Raw genomic sequence first — 16,220 nt, 5'->3', positions numbered from 1 at the left:
GCCTGAGAGCACGATGAACCGTTTGACGACGTCACGAGGTGGGTTCGACCTCACCCGATTCCCCGAGCACCCGCGCGACCCGTTCCGGGCGTGGGATGCCGCCGACGAATACCTGCTGCGACGCCTGGAGGGGTTCGAGGACGGCGCGCCCGCCGATCCCGTCGACCTGTCCGGCACCGTGGCGGTGGTCGGCGACCGATGGGGCGCGCTGACCACGGCACTCGCCGGCGGCCACGACCTCGTGCAGATCGCCGACTCCCACCTCGCGCGCCTCGCCACCGGGGCCAACCTCGCGCGCAACGACGTCGACCCCTCCTCGGTACGGCTGCTGACGACGCGCGACACCCCGCCCGGCCGGATCGACGTGCTGCTCGTCCGGATCCCCAAGAGCCTCTCGCTCCTGGAGGACCAGCTGCACCGGCTGGCCCCCGCCCTGCACGAGGACAGCGTCGTCATCGGGACCGGGATGGTCAAGGAGGTCCACACCTCCACCCTCAAGCTCTTCGAACGCCTCGTCGGTCCCACCCGCACCTCCCGCGCGGTGAAGAAGGCCCGGCTGATCTTCGCCACGCCGGCCCCGGCCGCGTCCCGGACGCCCAGCCCCTGGCCGTTGCGGTACGAGCTGCCCGACGACGTCGGCGTCACCGCCGGGCACACGGTCGTCAACCACGCGGGGATCTTCTGCGCCGAACGGCTCGACCTCGGCACGCGCTTCTTCCTGAAGCACCTGCCCGCCCGCACCGGCCCCGACCGGGTCGTCGACCTCGGCTGCGGCAACGGAGTCCTCGGACTCGCCGCGGCGCTCGCCAACCCCGAGGCCACCGTCACCTTCCTCGACGAGTCGTACCAGGCCGTCGCCTCCGCGGAGGAGACCTGGCGGGCCAACGGAAAGCCCGGCGCCGGCGCGGAGTTCACCGTCGGTGACGGCCTCGCGGACGCCGGACCGGGCAGCGCGGACCTCGTGCTGAACAACCCGCCCTTCCACTCCCACCAGGCCACCACCGACGCGACTGCCCGCACCATGTTCGTCGGCGCGCGCGCCGCGCTGCGGCAGGGCGGCGAACTGTGGGTGGTCGGCAACCGCCACCTCGGCTACCACACCCAGCTCCGGCGGATCTTCGGCAACTGCACCACCGTCGCCGGCGACCCCAAGTTCGTGGTGCTGCGCGCGGTCAAGCGCTGACCGGCCGGCCCGCGCCCGCCCGCAACGGCGGCCGCGGTCCGCGTCGCTTCCTCCGTACCCCCCGGCACCGGACCGCCATACTGTAAGGGCCGGGGCAGGCGGAGCGACGGGGGCGGCGGGCGATGGCGGACACCAGGCTGATCCAGGGCCGGTACGAGCTGCTCACCCTCATCGGACGCGGCGGCATGGGCGAGGTCTGGCGAGCCCGGGACGCGGCGCTCGGACGGCACGTCGCCGTCAAGTGCCTGAAGCCCATGGGCCCGGAGAAGGACCCGTCGTTCACCCGCATCCTGCGCGAACGCTTCCGCCGCGAGGCACGGGTGGCCGCCGCGCTCCAGCACCGGGGCGTCACCGTCGTCCACGACTTCGGCGAACACGACGGCGTCCTCTACCTCGTGATGGAACTCCTCGACGGCCGCAACCTCAGCCAGCTCATGGAGGACGCCGCCCGCCGGGCCGGCGGGGCAACGGCCCAGAGCCCGCTCGACGTCGACGACGTGGTCGAGATCGCCGACCAGCTCGCCGACGCCCTGCGCTACACCCACCAGCAGGGCATCGTGCACCGTGACCTCAAGCCCGCCAACATCATGCGGCTGACCGACGGCACGGTGAAGATCTGCGACTTCGGGATCGCCCGCCTCGCCCACGACATCGGGTTCACGTCCCAACTCACCGGCACCGGCATCGCGATGGGCACCCCGCACTACATGTCGCCGGAGCAGATCGGCGGCGGCGGCGAGGTCGACCACCGCACCGACCTGTACTCGCTGGGCTGCGTGCTGTACGAGATCGCCACCGGGGCGCCGCCGTTCGACCTGGACGACCCCTGGTCCATCCTGGTCAGCCACCGGGACACCGCGCCCGAGCCGCCGCGCGCCCACCGCCCGGAACTGCCCGGATTCTTCGAGCGCGTGGTGCTGGACCTGCTCGCCAAGGCGCCCGCCGAACGCCCTGTGGACGCCGCCGAACTGCGCCGCCGCATCGCGCTCGGCCGCACCGGCGGGCAACCGCTCCCCCCGCCGCGCGTGCACGCGGTGGGTGCACCGGACGCGCCGGCCCGTTCCGAGCAGATCCGGTCGGAGCCCGCGGGCCGCGACGCGGCGGCGCACGCCCCCGCGACCGCCGGCGAACCACCCGCCTGGATGCGGCGGGTGACCTCGGGCCACCGCGCCCGCGGACCGCACCGCGGGCTTCCCGCCGGCACCGAAGCCGTCGCCGCCCTCACCGGGGCCTGGACCACCGGGGCCCCTGCCGCCGCACCCGACGACGGCTTCGCCGACGGGCTGGCCCTGCTGCGGGCCGGACGGGCCGAGGAGGCGCTGCGGGCGTTCGGCCGGGCCGCCGCGGCCCGCGAACGGGCCCTGGGCGCCGACCACCCCGACGTGCTGGCCTGCCGCCACCACTTGGCGGTCTGTCTCGGGCGGCTGGGACGGGCCGAGGAGGCCCACCGGACCGGCCGCGCGGTGGCCGACGACCGGGCCAGGGTGCTCGGCCCCGCCCACCCCGACACCCTCGCCACCCTGCACGAGGTGGCGTACACCGCCGGGCTGCTGGGCCGGTGGACGGAGGCGCTGCGCGTGTACGGGCAGGTGGCCGACGACCGTGCCCGGATCCTCGGCGCCACCCACCCGGACGCCCTGTCCGCCCGCTACGAGACCGGCATCTGCCTGGGCCGGCTCGGGCGGAGCGTCCAGGCGCTGGAGGTGTACCGCGCCCTCGTCCGGGACCGGACGGCGGCCGAGGGGGCCGAGCACCCCGAGACGCTGCGGGCCCGCCACGGCCTCTGCGTCAACCTCGGCAGGCTCGGGCACTGGCCGGAGGCGCTCGCCGAGTCGCGCGAGGTGTGCGCCGCCCGGGAACGGGCGCTCGGACCCGACCATCCCGACACGCTGGTCAGCCGCCGGGAGATCGCGGTGGGCCTCGGCTGGCTCGGCCGCTGGGCCGAGGCGCTCACGGTGCACCGCGCCCTCGCCGACTCCCTGACCCGGCTCCTCGGCCCCGGCCACCCCGACACGCTGGCCGCCCGTCAGGACGAGGCCCGCTGCCTGCAGCACATCGACACCGCCCCGCCGGGGGCCTGACGGCCGGTCCGCCGGGCCGGTGGGAGGGGTGCGCGCCCCGCGGCGCGGGGGCCGGCGGGGTCCCCGGCCACCGCGCCCCAGGGGCGGCACCGGGCCGGGGTCCCCTCCCGCTACTGCCCGAACTCGCCGCGCAGTGCCGTCAGTTTGCGCGGCAGGTCGTACTCCGCGCCGCCCTCGTGGCCGTTGTACGGGAACACCTCGATGCGGGCCGGGCCCGCGTAGCGGTGGTACGCGGCGAAGACCGTGGAGGACGGGCAGATCTTGTCCATCAGCCCCACCGAGAACCACGCCGGAGCGGTCGCCCGCGCGGCGAAGTTGACGCCGTCGAAGTACGACAGCGTCTCCATCGCCTCCTCGACCCGGAAGCGGTGCCCGGACAGCCAGCGGGCGATCTCCGCGTACGGTCCGGCGTCGGTGATCTGCGAGGCGCGCCGGTAGTGGCAGAGGAACGGCACGTCGGCGACGGCCGCCACCAGGTCGTCGCGCAGCCCGGCGACCGCGAGCACCAGGCCGCCGCCCTGGCTGCCGCCGAGGACCGCGACCCGGTCCGCGTCCACCGCCTCGTGCGCCTTGGCCGCGTCGACCGCCCGCACCGCGTCGGTGATCAGCCGCCGGTAGTAGTGGCGGTGCGGGTCCTCGATGCCCCGGGTGAGGAAACCGGGGGAGGAGGAGCCGTGCCCGTCGGGCCCGATGTCGGGGGTGTCCGCGGTGTGCTTCCCGCCGCCGCCCTGCCCCCGGTTGTCCATCACCAGATGCGCGTAGCCGAGCGCGCTCCAGGTCAGCCAGGCGTACGGGATGCCCCGGCCGCCGTTGTACCCGATGTACTGCACCACGGCCGGCAGCGGCCCCTGCCGGACCTTCGGCAGCAGCAGCCACGCCTTCACCGGCTGGCCGCCCCACCCCCGGAACGTCACGTCGAACACCTCGACGGTGGCGAATCCGGCGTCGTACGGGACGAACTCCGCGTCCAGGTCGTGGCGGGCGGTCTCGGTGAGGGTCTTCTCCCAGAAGGCGTCGAAGTCGGCCGGTTCCTCCGGCTCGGGACGGTACTCGCGCAGTCGGTCCAGCGGCATGTCGAACAGCAAGGTTCTAGCTCCGGTTCAGGGTGAGGTCGAGGGTGGCGCCGTGCAGTCGGGCGGTGTCGGCGGTGATCCGGGCGCCCGTCGCCGTAGGGGTCACGCGGACGCCGGGGTCGGCCGAGAGCACGGTCCGGGCGGGGCCGGTCAGCTCGACCGTCACCGAGGCGCGGGTCTGGGTCGGGTCCGAGAGCGCGATCTTCACGGTGCGGCCGTCGGGGCGCACCAGCACCGAGGCCGGTCCGTCGGCGGTCAGCTCCTGGGCGGTGCCCGCCGCCCAGAAATTGGCGGCCAGCAGCCCGTCGGAGAGCCGCCGCACCGCGTGCACGGCGGTGGATCCCTCGACGAGTGCGAGCGGCGGCGCGGCGGCCAGCTGCCGGGTGCGGGCGGCGGACGCGGCGGGCGCCTGGAGGTAGAAGTACCCGGCCCCGTCCGGAGCTTCGCCGTGGTCCTGCCACAGCGTCAGGTACGTCCGGGTGACGGGGGTGTCGGTGCCGTACTTCAGATTGATCTCCCGCCAGGTCGCGGTCCGCTCCTCGCGCAGCGCGCGCAGGTCCGTGCCGCCGGGGAAGACCCAGCCGCCGGTGCCGGCCAGGTGCGCCCAGCACACCCCCGGCAACGACTCCTCCCAGCCGGGGGCGGTGGGGGCGGCGATCCCGTCGATCAGGAGCGGGGCCGCCGGATCGGCCGGCTTGCGGTTCTCCAGCACCGTCTCGGCGACGCCCGCGCCGGCGGAGATGCCCGAGCCGACGTACGCGATCACGTCGTCCAGGCAGAACCAGCTCTTCAGCGCCCGCAGCGAACTCCCGTAGGCCCGCAGCTCCATGCCGTACGCGCCGAGCGTGGTGCCCGCCAGCACGGTGCCGCCCGCCCAGTCCGCCGTGCTGGTGGTCCGCTGCCCGGCCGCGTCGGCGGGGACGCCGGCCAGCACCGTCGTCCCCGGCAGCCGGGTCGCGTCCACCGTCGGCCAGTAGTCCTCGCTGTAGTGGCCGAGGTCGTCGGTGTACAGCAGCACCATGCCGTCCGAAAGGTGCCAGCCGTGCAGGTTCTCGTTCTGGATCGACTCGTAGTTGTAGATCCGGCTGGAGTACGCCGAGATGCCGAGCGAGAACGCGGGGCGGTGGTGCGCGGCCTTGTCCATCCGGGGGTGCTGCTTGTGCGTCAGCAGCGGGCCGCGCGCCGGGACTGCGGAGGCCAGCACCCGCTGCGCGGCGACCAGCGACGCCAGGTCGGTCACGGCCAGGAAGTCGCGGTAGGTGTCCTCCGCGATCCACTGCTTGACCAGCGAGGCGAACCGGTCGCCGGTCTCGCCGGGGAAGCCCGGGATCAGTCGCAGCACCGCCTCGATCACCGTCTGCGCGGAGACGTGCCCCTGCTTGCTGGGGCGGGCGATCTCCCGCCCGCACACCGACGCCATCACGTCGCCGCGCACCATCAGGGGGTCGAACCCCTCGTCGACCCAGCCCCGCACGTGGTCCAGATCGGGGTCGGTGACCGTCCATGCGGTGCCCGCCAGCAGGTTCAGCAGCCGGGAGAGGCTGTTCAGCAGCTCCTTGCCGTAGCCGCCGCTGTAGGGGTGCTTGTAGTGCTGGAGGAAGGAGCCGTCGGAGTAGAAGCCCTCCCCGGTGCCCTCGGCCGCCGCGCCCGTGTCGTTGTACGCCAGCACGCTGTTGGCGCCCGCGCCCGCGACGTCCGAGAGCGCGTCGCGTACACCGGCCAGCGCGTCGCCGTCGTCGCGCAGCACCGCGTTGACGGCGGCCACCGTCGACACCCAGACCCGGTTGGCGCCGGTGGCGGTCTGCCGGTCTGCGCGCCACAGGTTCGGGTCGGGCGTGTAGTGGTGGACCGCCTCGGTGATCCGGGCGAGCCGTTCGGCGCCCAGCACCTCGTACAGCAGCACGGCGGTGTCGTTGAGGGCGAGCGCGGCGCCGATCTCCCAGTCCCAGTCGTTGTCGAACCGGGTGTGCGCCGGTCCGTAACGGTGCGTCAGCATCCAGTCGACGCCGCCCAGCAGCAGGTCCCGCAGCGCCGCGTCGCCGTACTGCGGCGTGCCCGGCACCGCCCACGCGGTCGCCGTCGTCGCCAGTCGCTTGAACGAGGTGGTGACGTGGTTGGAGAGCGTGGTGCTGGTCAGGTCGGGGAACAGCCCGTCGGTCGCGGTGGGGTCGAGGCCCTTCGCGGCGGTGGTCGCGGCCCGGCCGACGCGCGCCACGGCGGCGGCGATCCGCTCGTCGGCGAGGTCGAGGCCGGGGCCGCCGGTGAGCAGGGTGTGCCAGCGCACGCGCAGCGCCGACGCGTCGCCCTCGGCGGCCCGTGCGGACGCGGCCGGGCCGAGCGGCAGGGCGACGGCCGCGCCGGCGGCCGCCGCGGCGGCCAGGACGGTGCGGCGGGTGGTGGTCGGTTTCATGCGGGCCCTCACAGAAGGTGTCGGCGGTCGACGGCCGCCGCGAGCGCGGCGTGACCGGAGGGATCGGGGTGCAGACCGTCGCCGCTGTCGTACGCGGGCAGGATGCGGGACGGGCGGGACGGGTCGCGCAGGGCCCGGTCGAAGTCGGCGACGGCGTCGAAGACGCGGCCGGTGCGCAGCGCCGCGTTGACCGACTGCCGGACCGTTTCGAGCGCGGGGGTCCAGCGGGTCCACCCCTCGAACGGGGTGATGGTGGCGCCCACGATCCGCAGCCCCGCGTTCCGGGCCCGCAGCGCGGTCTGCCGGTAGGCGGCCAGCAGCCGGGCCGGGTCGGTCTGGCTCGGTGGCTGCTGGAGGTCGTTGACGCCCAGTTGCAGCAGGACGGTCCGCAGCCCCGGCAGGGACAGCACGTCCCGGTCGAAGCGGGCCTGCCCGCCGGGACCGAACCGGGCGTCGTCCAGCAGCAGCCGGTTGCCGCTGACGCCGAGGTTGGCGACGGCGGAGCCGGGCAGCCGGCGGGCGAGCTGGTCGGGCCAGCGCAGGTCGGCGTCGTCGGGGGTGCCGACGCCCTCGCTGACGGAGTCGCCGAGCACCCCGACCACCGGGCCGCGCGCGCCCGTCGTCTCGACGCCGGTCAGCAGGAACACCGAGGCGGTGCGCCGCCCGTCCACGGTGTGCGAGGCATGGGTGTTGCGGTGGAAGGAGAGCGGGCCGGTCGGCCCCGGCAGCCGGGTCTCCACGGTGAGCCGTGACCCGTCGGCGGCGGTGAGGCCGTCGACGGGGTCGCTGGTCAGCGATCCGCCGGCGGCCAGCCACTCCCGGCGCGCGCCGCCGAACGTCACCGGCCGCCCGCCGGCCGTCACCGGGCCCACCAGCACCGGGACCGCGCCGAACGCGTGGGCGTACCGCAGCCGGACCCGGCCGCCCGCCGACAGGCGCACCACCGAGGTGCACACCCCGTCGGTCAGCCCGGCGTACGCGACCGGGTCGGTGGGCGTCGGCGCGGTCTGCGCCGTCGCCCACGACGTGGTCCAGGGGGCGCGCGGGGTGCGGCCGGCCGCCGCCGCGCCCGGTGCGAACGCCAGCGCGGTCGCACCCGCGGCGGTCGCGGCCCCGGCGCCCAGCACCGCCCGTCTCGCGGGTTCCCGCCCGGTCACTGGGGGCACGCGCCGGTGGGAGCGTACTGGGCGCCGTAGGTGCCGACCGCGTCGCCACCGGTGTTGCCGCTCATGGTGTTGGTGCAGACCGGGCCCTGCGGGGTGCGCATGAACTTGATGCCGCCGCCCGCGTTGCCGGTGATGGTGTTGCCGTAGACGCTGGTGTCGATGCCGTCGGTGGCGGTGTCGCCGCCGAGCCGGATGCCCGCGCCGGTGTTGTCGTGGATGGTGTTGTACCGGAAGATGTTGCCGCTTCCGCGCGCGTCGAGTCCGCCGGAGCTGGAGTCCTTCTGCTCGCCGCAGTCGTTGTACTCGACGTAGTTGTTGGTCGCGTTCTCCTTCACGTCCACGCACTCGTTGCCGCGGGTGGCGATGGTGTTGTGGTGGATGCGGTTGTTGCGGCTGACGTCGGGGGCGGCGTCGGGCGCGCCGTTGGCGCCCTGCTGCTCGGGGGCGGTGCCCAGGTAGATCCCCTCGCCGTTCTTGCCGCCGCCGCCGTACCTGAAGTCGGCGACCCCGCAGTCGGTGATGGTGTTGTCGTTCACCTCCGCGCCGGTCACCAGATAGCGCAGCCGCAGGCACTCGTCGGCGGCGTTCTTCAGCGTCATCCCGGTGATGTGCAGCGCGCCGACCCCGTTACCGGGAGTTGTGCTCATGACATAGATGAGCTTGAGGCGGTAGCTCGACACGGCGTCGGCGGAGGCGAACCGACCGTCCACGGTGAAGCCGCTCAGCGTCGTGGAGTCGTGCCGCACCTGGATGATCCGGGAGTCGCCCGCCCCCTTCACCACGGCGTTCGCCGGGCCGGTGATCGTCACCCCGGCGCGCGCGGTCACCACGTCCTGCAGATACGTGCCGGCCGCCAGGTGCACCACCGCCCCGGCCGGCGCCAGGTCCACGGCCTTCTGGATGGTGGCGAACGGGGAGCCCGCCGAGGTGCCGGAGCCGGAGTCGCTGCCGGACGGCGAGACGTAGTACGCGGTCGCGGCCGCGCCCGTGGGGGCCGCCGACGAGACGGCGGGGAAGGCCAGCGGCGCGGAGCACGCGACGAGGGCGGCGGCGAGGAAGGTTCGTGATGCACGGCTCATGGGGTGTGCCTCCTGGGATCGGTGAAGGACAGAGCGAGCAGAACGGGAACACTGGGGCCGAACAGCAGCGGACCCAGTGGTACGACGAGGGAGAGCAGCGCGGCGGAGACCACCGCGCCGAGCAGGGCGGTGCCCCGGGCCGGCGACCCGAAGCCGAGCGCCAGCGCCCCCGAGGACCAGGAGCGGACGGTTCCGCCGGGCGCCCGGCCCGCCTCCGCGGCGAGCGCCACGTGGTGGACGGCCAGGGCCGCCGCGATGCCCACCTGCGCGGCCAGCACCACGAACGTCCAGGGCTCCGGGCGCCCCAGCAGATGGACGATGTTGGCGGCCAGCACGCCGGCCGCCGCGGTGGACGCCAGGCCGTGCGGCCACAGCGCCCGCCAGTAGTGCGGGAAGGCGCGCAGCGTCCGGGTGAAGCAGGCGCTGTCCCCTTCCGCCCGCCACCGCTGCAGCCCGTGCGCCATCGCCGCCAGGGCCGGCAGCCAGGTCACCACCCCGAGCGCCAGCAGGGCGAACGCGGCCCCGGCCTGCGCGGGATGGGCGACGAACTCCAGCCGCCGCAGCAGCGTCGGCCACCCCGAGGAGGCGGCCACCGGCTCCGGCGCGGTGGACGTGGCGGACGTGGTGGACGTGGTGGTGGCGCTCATGAGCGGTCCGCCTTCTCGGTGGTGGGCGTGTCCGGCGCGTCGAGCACGCCGGTGTACGGGGCGGCGGCCTCCAGCAGGACCCGGCCGCCCACCTCCACCCGGGTGGCCGCCACGGCGTACGCCGGCCTGCCCCCGGCCAGCAGCACGGCCGCGGCGTCCGCCACGACGAGCTCCGAGCGGATCCGGCGGGACACGGGGGAGAGGTACACGCGCTCCTCCCCGAACCCGCGCCCCTCCCCGTGCTCCGCGCCGCCGGTGAACACCACCCCGTGGCCCTCCTCGCACGCCGCCCGCTCCGCCGCGCAGGACGCGCCGGGGACGATCGCGGTGAGGAACAGCCCCTCGGGCGACCGGTCGGTCGTCACCCGCAGCGTGTGCAGCGTGCGGGTCAGCGCGAGCTCCGGAGTGCTGGAGGTGGGGTTGGCCGCCACCTCGGTGACGCCGGAGGTGACCGAAGCGGCCTGCGGAGCGAGGCGCCGCACGTGCGCGACCGCCCCGCCCGAGCGGATCAGCCGGTCACCGTCCGCCAGTTCCTCGGTGGGGTGGTCGGTCTGCAGCAGGAACGTCCACGCGCGGGGCGCGTCGGCCTCCGCCAGGTCCAGCAGCACCAGCCGGCCGGACGGGGTGAACACCAGCGTCCGGTCCAGCCGCCGCACCCCGAGCTCCGGGGCGTACATCGCGGCGATCTCCGCCGTGGCGTGCGCCCAGCCGTCCGCCGCGCCCACCAGCACGTCACGCTGCCGGGCCTGCCGCTCGAACGGGATGTCCCGGTAGACGTGGTAGCGGTCCTCGTCCGCGTACCCCTGCCCGTCGACCAGCAGCAGATTGTGGTGTGCGGCCTTCTTCCGGTTGCTGTAACCCTCGTCGACGGCGAGGAACGCACCCTGCGACACCAGCACGAACGACCCCGAGTCGGGGTGGTGGTGCCCCTGGTTGAGCGTCTCGTGGCCCCGCTCCGCGCGGTGCTCCGCACTGGCCTCCCACGCCCCGTGGCCGCCGCCCGGACTGGCCTTGAACGACACCAGCGTCGCGTCGTCGTCCCAGCCCGTCCGGGCCGCCAGCAGCCCCAGATCGGGGAAGTACGCCCGCGTCGCGGTGGGCCGGGCGGCCGGCACCGAGGGGTCGTACCAGAGGTGTTCGAGGTACGCCTCCGGCAGGATGCCGGGCCGCACCCCGCTGTGCTCCGCCTCCGCCCGCAGCAACGGCCCCGACGCCAGGTCGCCCATGAACTGCGCCTGCGGGATGCCGTACTGCGCGGCGAGCCGGTAGTACAGCGCGGCGCTGTGGCCGCTGCGCCGGTCGTGGCAGTCGCCGTGGTCCACGTTGAACGCGAAGCCGGGCGCGGTCTGGTGCAGCCGGTAGTCGAAGGTGTGCGCCATGAAGCCGCCGCGCTCCCACCAGTCCACCCCCTCGGCCTCCTGGAGCAGGTCGAGGTGGATGGCGAGGAACGGCACCCCGTACCGCCAGTACACGACGCCCTCGGCGTGCGAACCGTCGGCCGGCATCAGGTCGAGGACCGTGCCCAGGTTCTCGCGGGCGCGCTCGGTCCACTCCTCCTTGCCGAGCACGTAACCGGCCGTCGCCAGGCCCGCGTAGCAGATCCAGTTGTGGTTCTGCCAGTACGAGGACGACCACCAGCCGCCCTCCGACGCCACCGCGAACTCGTACAGCCGCCGCCCCTGGAGCAGCAGCTTGTACCGCAGCAGCGAGGCGGTCTCCTCCGGGAGTTCGCCCTCCGTCCAGCGCAGTGCGAGGGAGAGGTGGTGCAGCAGCCAGCCGGCGTCCAGGTCGTGGTCGGGCATGTGCGCCCGGCCCCAGTGCGGCAGCCGGGCGGCCGCCTCGATCCAGCGGACGCTCTCCGCCAGATGGGCCGGATCGCCGCTCACCCGGTACGCCAGCGCCGGATTGGACGCCGCCGGGCCCAGCCAGGTGATGCTGGCGAGCGGATGGCTGGCCGGCGGAGTCAGCCCGCGATGGCGGACCGCCTCCTCCAGCAGCCGTGCCTCCTGCGCCGGGCGCGGGCCCGGCGGTGGGGTCGCCGAGAGCAGCATCTCCTCAGCCCTCCGTACCGAAACGCGCCGAGGCGCCGTTCGCCAGCTCCACCGTCAGCTCCTCGCCGTCCAGCCGTACCGCGGTCACCGCGGGGCCCGCGGCCGACGCCTGGTACACCGACGCGAACACGATCCGTTCCGACTCGGCCGTGAAGTCGACGTGGGTGCACATCCGTTGGGGGTCGTCCGCCGGACCCGGACCCGGCCGCGCGGCCGGCCGCACCGGAACCCCCGCGGTGTGGGTGTGCCACCCGTGCAGCGTCTGTTCGCCGTACCAGGTGGTGCGCACCGGACCGCCCGCCTGCGCCTGAACGTCCAGCGCGGTGCCGGGGCGCAGATGCGCGGCGAAGCGGTGCGGGCGCTCGCCGGAGACGGTCAGCAGGTCCACCAGGTAGCAGTCGCCGAGCACCACCCGGCGCACCGCGCGCACCCCCTCGTACGCCGTCGTCACCTCGGCCGTCACCGACACCGCGTCCGCGGCGAGCGGCGCACCGGTGCACTCCGCCTGTTCGCCCCCGTCCGCCGAGAACGCCGGATGGGCTGCCGTGGAGGCGTAGTGGTCCCGGAACACCGCGTGTGCGTAAGGCACTTGACCGGGGTCGGGCTGCCAGGCGGTGGTCTCGCCGTAGAGGTACAGCGACAGCTTGTCCCGGTGGCCGTGCGAGCCGCCGTGCGGACCGAAGTCCAGCAGCGCGTGGATGCCCGCGCCCCGCAGCACGGCGTAACCGGCGGCCCCGAACACCGTGACCGGCGCCGCAGGGGCGCGCCGGGCGAGCGGCGGGCCCGCGAACCAGCCGCCGAGCAGCCCGTCCAGCCCGTCGTCCGCCGCGCCCAGCTCCCGCCGGGCCCGCTCCGCCACCGCCACCAACGGCTCCGAAGGCACCAACTGCTGTGCCAGGGAGACCAGTTCCAGCCACTCCAGGGCGAGCGGGTGACGGGCGTACGGACCGTCGTGCAGCGCCGGCAGGATGCCGCCCGCGGTGGTGATCGTCGCCAGCACGTCCGTCATTGCGGCCAGCACGTCCACCACGTCCGCCGGCAGTTGCGCCGGGTCCGTCCCCCGCAGCGCCAGCAGCGCCGCACGCAGCACGAACCCGTGGTAGTAGGTGCTGCCCTCCCACTCCCAGCCGTCCTCGGCGACCGCCACCCGCAGATGCGCGAACAACCCCTGGTCGCCGTCCAGCCAGCGCTTCGCGCCGTCCCACTCCAGCCCTCGCACGGCGGCGGCCGCCCGGCCCGCGGCGACGCCCGCGGCGTTCAGCCACGCCGTGTAGTTCGAAGCGAGCTGCCCCCGGCCGGTCAGCACGTCCCGCGCGTCGGACGCAGCCCGCTCCAGCTCGTCCAGGAACGGCCCCAGCGGCGCCAGGTCCGCCGTGCCCTCCGCGGCCAGGGTGATCACGGCGTGGCCGATGTTCACCGCCCAGATCGCGTCCGTCAGCGCCTGGTGGAACATCCTGCCGCGCAGCATCCAGGCCTGCGCCTCGCCGTGTCCGTCGGCCGCCAGCTCCGCGTACAGGGCGGCGAACTCCTCCAGCCCGGCCACCGCCTCCGCGCGCTTGCCGCGATGGGCGAGCACCCGCAGGTGACGCGCCCACGCCTGGTGCGACAGCACCGTCCAGGCGCCGCGCACCGCCTCGTCGTCCACCCGGCAACCGTGCGCGCACCGCGCGCCGCCCGCCGGGAAGACTCCGGAGAGCAGGTCGCCGTGGTCCAGCTCGACCCCGTGCACCGGGCAGACGTACGCGTGCCACCAGCCGCCGCGCTCCCGCGCCATGCCCGTCAACGCGGCCACACGCCACCGTCGATGTCCACCGTGGTTCCGGTGAGGAAACCGGAGGCGGGCGAGGCCAGGTGGACGACGGCCGAGGCCACGTCCTCGGGCGTGCCGGCCCGGCCCACCGGGATGCCCGCCGCCATCGCCTCCTGCGCGGCGGGGGCGGTGAACGTGTCGTGGAAGGCGGTGCCCCGGATGAAACCGGGGGCGACGCTGTTCACGGTGATCCCCGCGGAGCCCAGTTCCTTGGCGAGCCCCTTGGTGAAGCCCCGGACCCCGGCCTTCGACGCGGCGTACGCGACCGAGCCCGGCCCGCCGCCGTTGTGCGCGGCCAGCGAGGACATGGTGACGACGCGGCCGGCCGACGACCGCTTCAGGTGCGGCAGTGCGGCCCGCACGGTGCGGAACGCCGACGTCAGGTTGACCTGGATCACCTGGTCGAAGTGTGCGTCGGACATCTCCTCGACGGTCGCCCGGCCGACCAGGTGCCCGGCGTTGCAGACCAGGACGTCCAGCCCGCCGAGGAAGGAGGCGGCCTCCTCCACCAGCCGGTCCACGTCGGCGGTGACGGTCACGTCGGCCCGGAACGCCTTGGCCCGGCGGCCCAGCGCCTCGATGGCGGCGACGGTCTTCGCCGCCTCCTCGCCGGAGGAGTGGTAGTGCACGGCGACGTCGGCGCCCGCTTCGGCGAGTCCGACGGCGATGGCCCGGCCGATGCCGTGGCCGGAGCCCGTCACCAGCGCGAAGGAGCCGTTGAGTTCAGCAGACATGGGGAGTGCCCTTTCGTTGCCGGCCATGAGGGGGCCGGGATCGGCCGCCCGGCCGGATGTGGTCGCGGGAAACCGCGGTCGTGCGGGCCCGGCGCCGCGCACGGTCACTTGAGACCGGCGGTCGCGAAGCCCTGGACGAAGTAGCGCTGGCCGATCAGGAACAGAACGACCATGGGGAGGGTGGCCAGCGTGGTGCCGGCCATCAGGAAGTGCCACTGGGTGCCGTTCTCCGTCTTGAAGACGGAGAGCCCGACCTGGATGACCCGGAGACTGTCGGTGTGGGTCACCAGCAGCGGCCAGAGGAAGTTGTTCCAGGACGACTCGAAGGTCAGCAGCGCCACCGTGGTGAGGGCCGGCTTGACCTGCGGCGTCATGATCCGGGCGTAGATCCGGAACTCGCCGAGCCCGTCCAGGCGGGCCGCCTCCTCCAGCTCCACCGGCAGGTCCAGGTAGAACTGCCGGAAGAGGAACACGGCGAACGGCGTCACCGCGCCCGGCACGATCAGCGCCCACCAGCTGTCCAGCCACCCGCTGCCGCCCTGTCCGAAGAGGTCGTTGCCCCCGGCCAGCGGCATGAAGCGGACGATCAGGAACTCGGGCAGCACCTTGGTGTACGTCGGGATCATGAGCGCCGCGATGAAGAGGTAGAAGATCACCTCGCTGCCCCGGAACCGGATCCGGGCCAGCGCGTACCCCGCCATGGACGCCACCAGCACGTTGATCACCGTGTGGCTGATCGCGATGACGAAGCTGTTGCGGGCGTACGTCGCGAACGGCGCGGCCTTCAGCGCGTCGACGTAGTTGCCGAACGCCCAGTGCTCCGGGAGCAGTCCGGCGTCCTGCGACGCGATCTCGACCGGCGTCTTCAGCGAGGTCAGCACCATCCAGACGAACGGCACCACCATCAGCAGCGAGATCACCGACAGGGTCACGTAGAGCACGATCCGGCCGGGGGAGACCGGGGCGCGCCGGGGGCGCGGCGCGGGGGCCTTCGGCCTGCCCGCCACCGGGGGCGCCGGGGCGGTCAGGGACGGTTCAACTGTTGCCACGGGTGCCTCCCATGATCCTGCGGTTGACCAGGGTGAAGCCCATCAGCAGCACGAAGAGCACCAGGGACTGCGCGCAGGCGTAGCCGATGCGGAACTCCCGGAAGGCCGACTTGTAGATCTCGTACGTCATCATCGTGGTGCTGTTGGCCGGACCGCCGTCGGTGAGGATGTAGATCTGGTCGAAGGACTGGAAGGCCGAGATCATCGAGGTGATGAGCACGAAGAAGGTGGCCGGCTTCAGCAGCGGCAGGGTGATCGAGAAGAACTGCCTCACCCGGGACGCGCCGTCCACCGACGCCGCCTCGTACAGCTCTTTGGGCAGGGACTGGAGCGCGGCCAGATAGATGAGCATCTTCATGCCGATGCCCTGCCAGACGCCGACCAGGATCACCGAGGGCATCGCCCAGGCGGTCGAGGACAGCCACGCCGGGCCCTGCACGCCGAGGAACGACAGCAGCGCGTTGAACAGTCCGTTGCCGGGGTTGTAGATCCACAGCCAGACCAGGGCGATCGCCACCGTGGCCGTCACCTGCGGCAGGAACACCGCGGTGCGGAAGACGCCGCGGGCCCGCAGCCCGGTGTTGAGCGCCAGCGCCAGAAGCAGCCCGAGCACCATGCCGAACGGCACGGTGAAGAACGTGTAGACGACGGTGTTCACGATCGACTTGCGGAAGACGGCGTCGTCCAGCATGTCGCGGAAGTTGTCCAGCCCCACGAACTCGGGCGCGGTGAGCACGTCGTACTTGGTGAAGGCCAGCACCACCGAGGCGAGCACCGGCAGGCCGATCCAGAGCGCCGCGTGCAGCAGGGCAGGCGCCACCATGAGCATGCCCGCCCGGCGGCGTCGTCGTCCCGGACCCGTCGGGGTACGCCGGGTGCGTACCGGCGCCGGCGCCGGGCCGTTCGAAGGCGGCCGGGCGGGCGGGGACTTGAGTGC

12 protein-coding genes are annotated in these 16,220 nt (G+C 74.1%); 2 read left to right on the top strand and 10 right to left on the bottom strand.

Going from position 1 to position 16,220, the window contains the following annotated elements; genetic code table 11:
• Nucleotides 1–13 precede the first annotated feature (13 nt).
• Together Q0994_RS18385 and Q0994_RS18380 are read left to right on the top strand one after the other, a co-directional pair.
• Complete coding sequence (locus tag Q0994_RS18385; protein WP_299536077.1) at nt 14–1,183, top strand: methyltransferase; 1,170 nt, start codon at nt 14–16, stop codon at nt 1,181–1,183.
• A gap of 122 nt (nt 1,184–1,305) precedes the next feature.
• On the top strand, nt 1,306–3,264 hold the full coding sequence (locus Q0994_RS18380) for a serine/threonine-protein kinase (RefSeq protein WP_299536074.1): 1,959 nt from the start codon (nt 1,306–1,308) through the stop codon (nt 3,262–3,264).
• Nucleotides 3,265–3,374: 110 nt separating this feature from the next.
• Here the strand turns inward: Q0994_RS18380 and Q0994_RS18375 are convergent, their stop codons facing one another.
• The 10 genes from Q0994_RS18375 to Q0994_RS18330 form a co-directional block, all read right to left on the bottom strand.
• The gene (locus Q0994_RS18375; protein WP_299536072.1) at nt 3,375–4,349 is read right to left on the bottom strand and encodes an alpha/beta fold hydrolase; all 975 of its coding nucleotides are present in this window, start codon (nt 4,347–4,349) and stop codon (nt 3,375–3,377) included.
• 4 nt (nt 4,350–4,353) lie between these two features.
• Nucleotides 4,354–6,747, bottom strand: a complete 2,394-nt coding sequence (locus tag Q0994_RS18370) for a polysaccharide lyase 8 family protein (RefSeq protein WP_299536069.1) — start codon at nt 6,745–6,747, stop codon at nt 4,354–4,356.
• An 8-nt stretch (nt 6,748–6,755) separates the two neighbouring features.
• Entirely contained in the window at nt 6,756–7,913 is a 1,158-nt protein-coding gene (locus tag Q0994_RS18365) for an SGNH/GDSL hydrolase family protein (protein WP_299536066.1), read from the bottom strand.
• Complete coding sequence (locus Q0994_RS18360) at nt 7,901–8,992, bottom strand: right-handed parallel beta-helix repeat-containing protein (protein ID WP_299536063.1); 1,092 nt, start codon at nt 8,990–8,992, stop codon at nt 7,901–7,903. Before Q0994_RS18360 ends, Q0994_RS18365 begins: the two co-directional genes overlap by 13 nt.
• A complete protein-coding gene (locus tag Q0994_RS18355; protein WP_299536061.1) occupies nt 8,989–9,639 on the bottom strand; it encodes a hypothetical protein in 651 nt (216 codons plus the stop codon). The genes Q0994_RS18360 and Q0994_RS18355 overlap by 4 nt, the downstream gene beginning before the upstream one ends.
• The gene (locus Q0994_RS18350; RefSeq protein ID WP_299536059.1) at nt 9,636–11,690 is read right to left on the bottom strand and encodes a hypothetical protein; all 2,055 of its coding nucleotides are present in this window, start codon (nt 11,688–11,690) and stop codon (nt 9,636–9,638) included. The genes Q0994_RS18355 and Q0994_RS18350 overlap by 4 nt, the downstream gene beginning before the upstream one ends.
• A gap of 4 nt (nt 11,691–11,694) precedes the next feature.
• Entirely contained in the window at nt 11,695–13,482 is a 1,788-nt protein-coding gene (locus Q0994_RS18345; protein WP_299536057.1) for a heparinase II/III family protein, read from the bottom strand.
• Nucleotides 13,470–14,234, bottom strand: a complete 765-nt coding sequence (gene fabG, locus Q0994_RS18340; protein ID WP_299536054.1) for an SDR family NAD(P)-dependent oxidoreductase — start codon at nt 14,232–14,234, stop codon at nt 13,470–13,472. The genes Q0994_RS18345 and fabG overlap by 13 nt, the downstream gene beginning before the upstream one ends.
• A 104-nt stretch (nt 14,235–14,338) precedes the next feature.
• Nucleotides 14,339–15,283, bottom strand: coding sequence for a carbohydrate ABC transporter permease (locus Q0994_RS18335; protein ID WP_299536050.1), 945 nt, complete (start codon nt 15,281–15,283; stop codon nt 14,339–14,341).
• The gene (locus Q0994_RS18330) at nt 15,270–16,106 is read right to left on the bottom strand and encodes a carbohydrate ABC transporter permease (protein WP_299536048.1); all 837 of its coding nucleotides are present in this window, start codon (nt 16,104–16,106) and stop codon (nt 15,270–15,272) included. The genes Q0994_RS18335 and Q0994_RS18330 overlap by 14 nt, the downstream gene beginning before the upstream one ends.
• Nucleotides 16,107–16,220 lie beyond the last annotated feature (114 nt).

Source organism: uncultured Streptomyces sp. (genome assembly GCF_947488945.1).
Taxonomy (GTDB): Bacteria; Actinomycetota; Actinomycetes; order Streptomycetales; family Streptomycetaceae; genus Streptomyces.
Note: the sequence above shows the minus strand (reverse complement) of the source record. Positions and strands in the feature narration are given on the sequence as shown.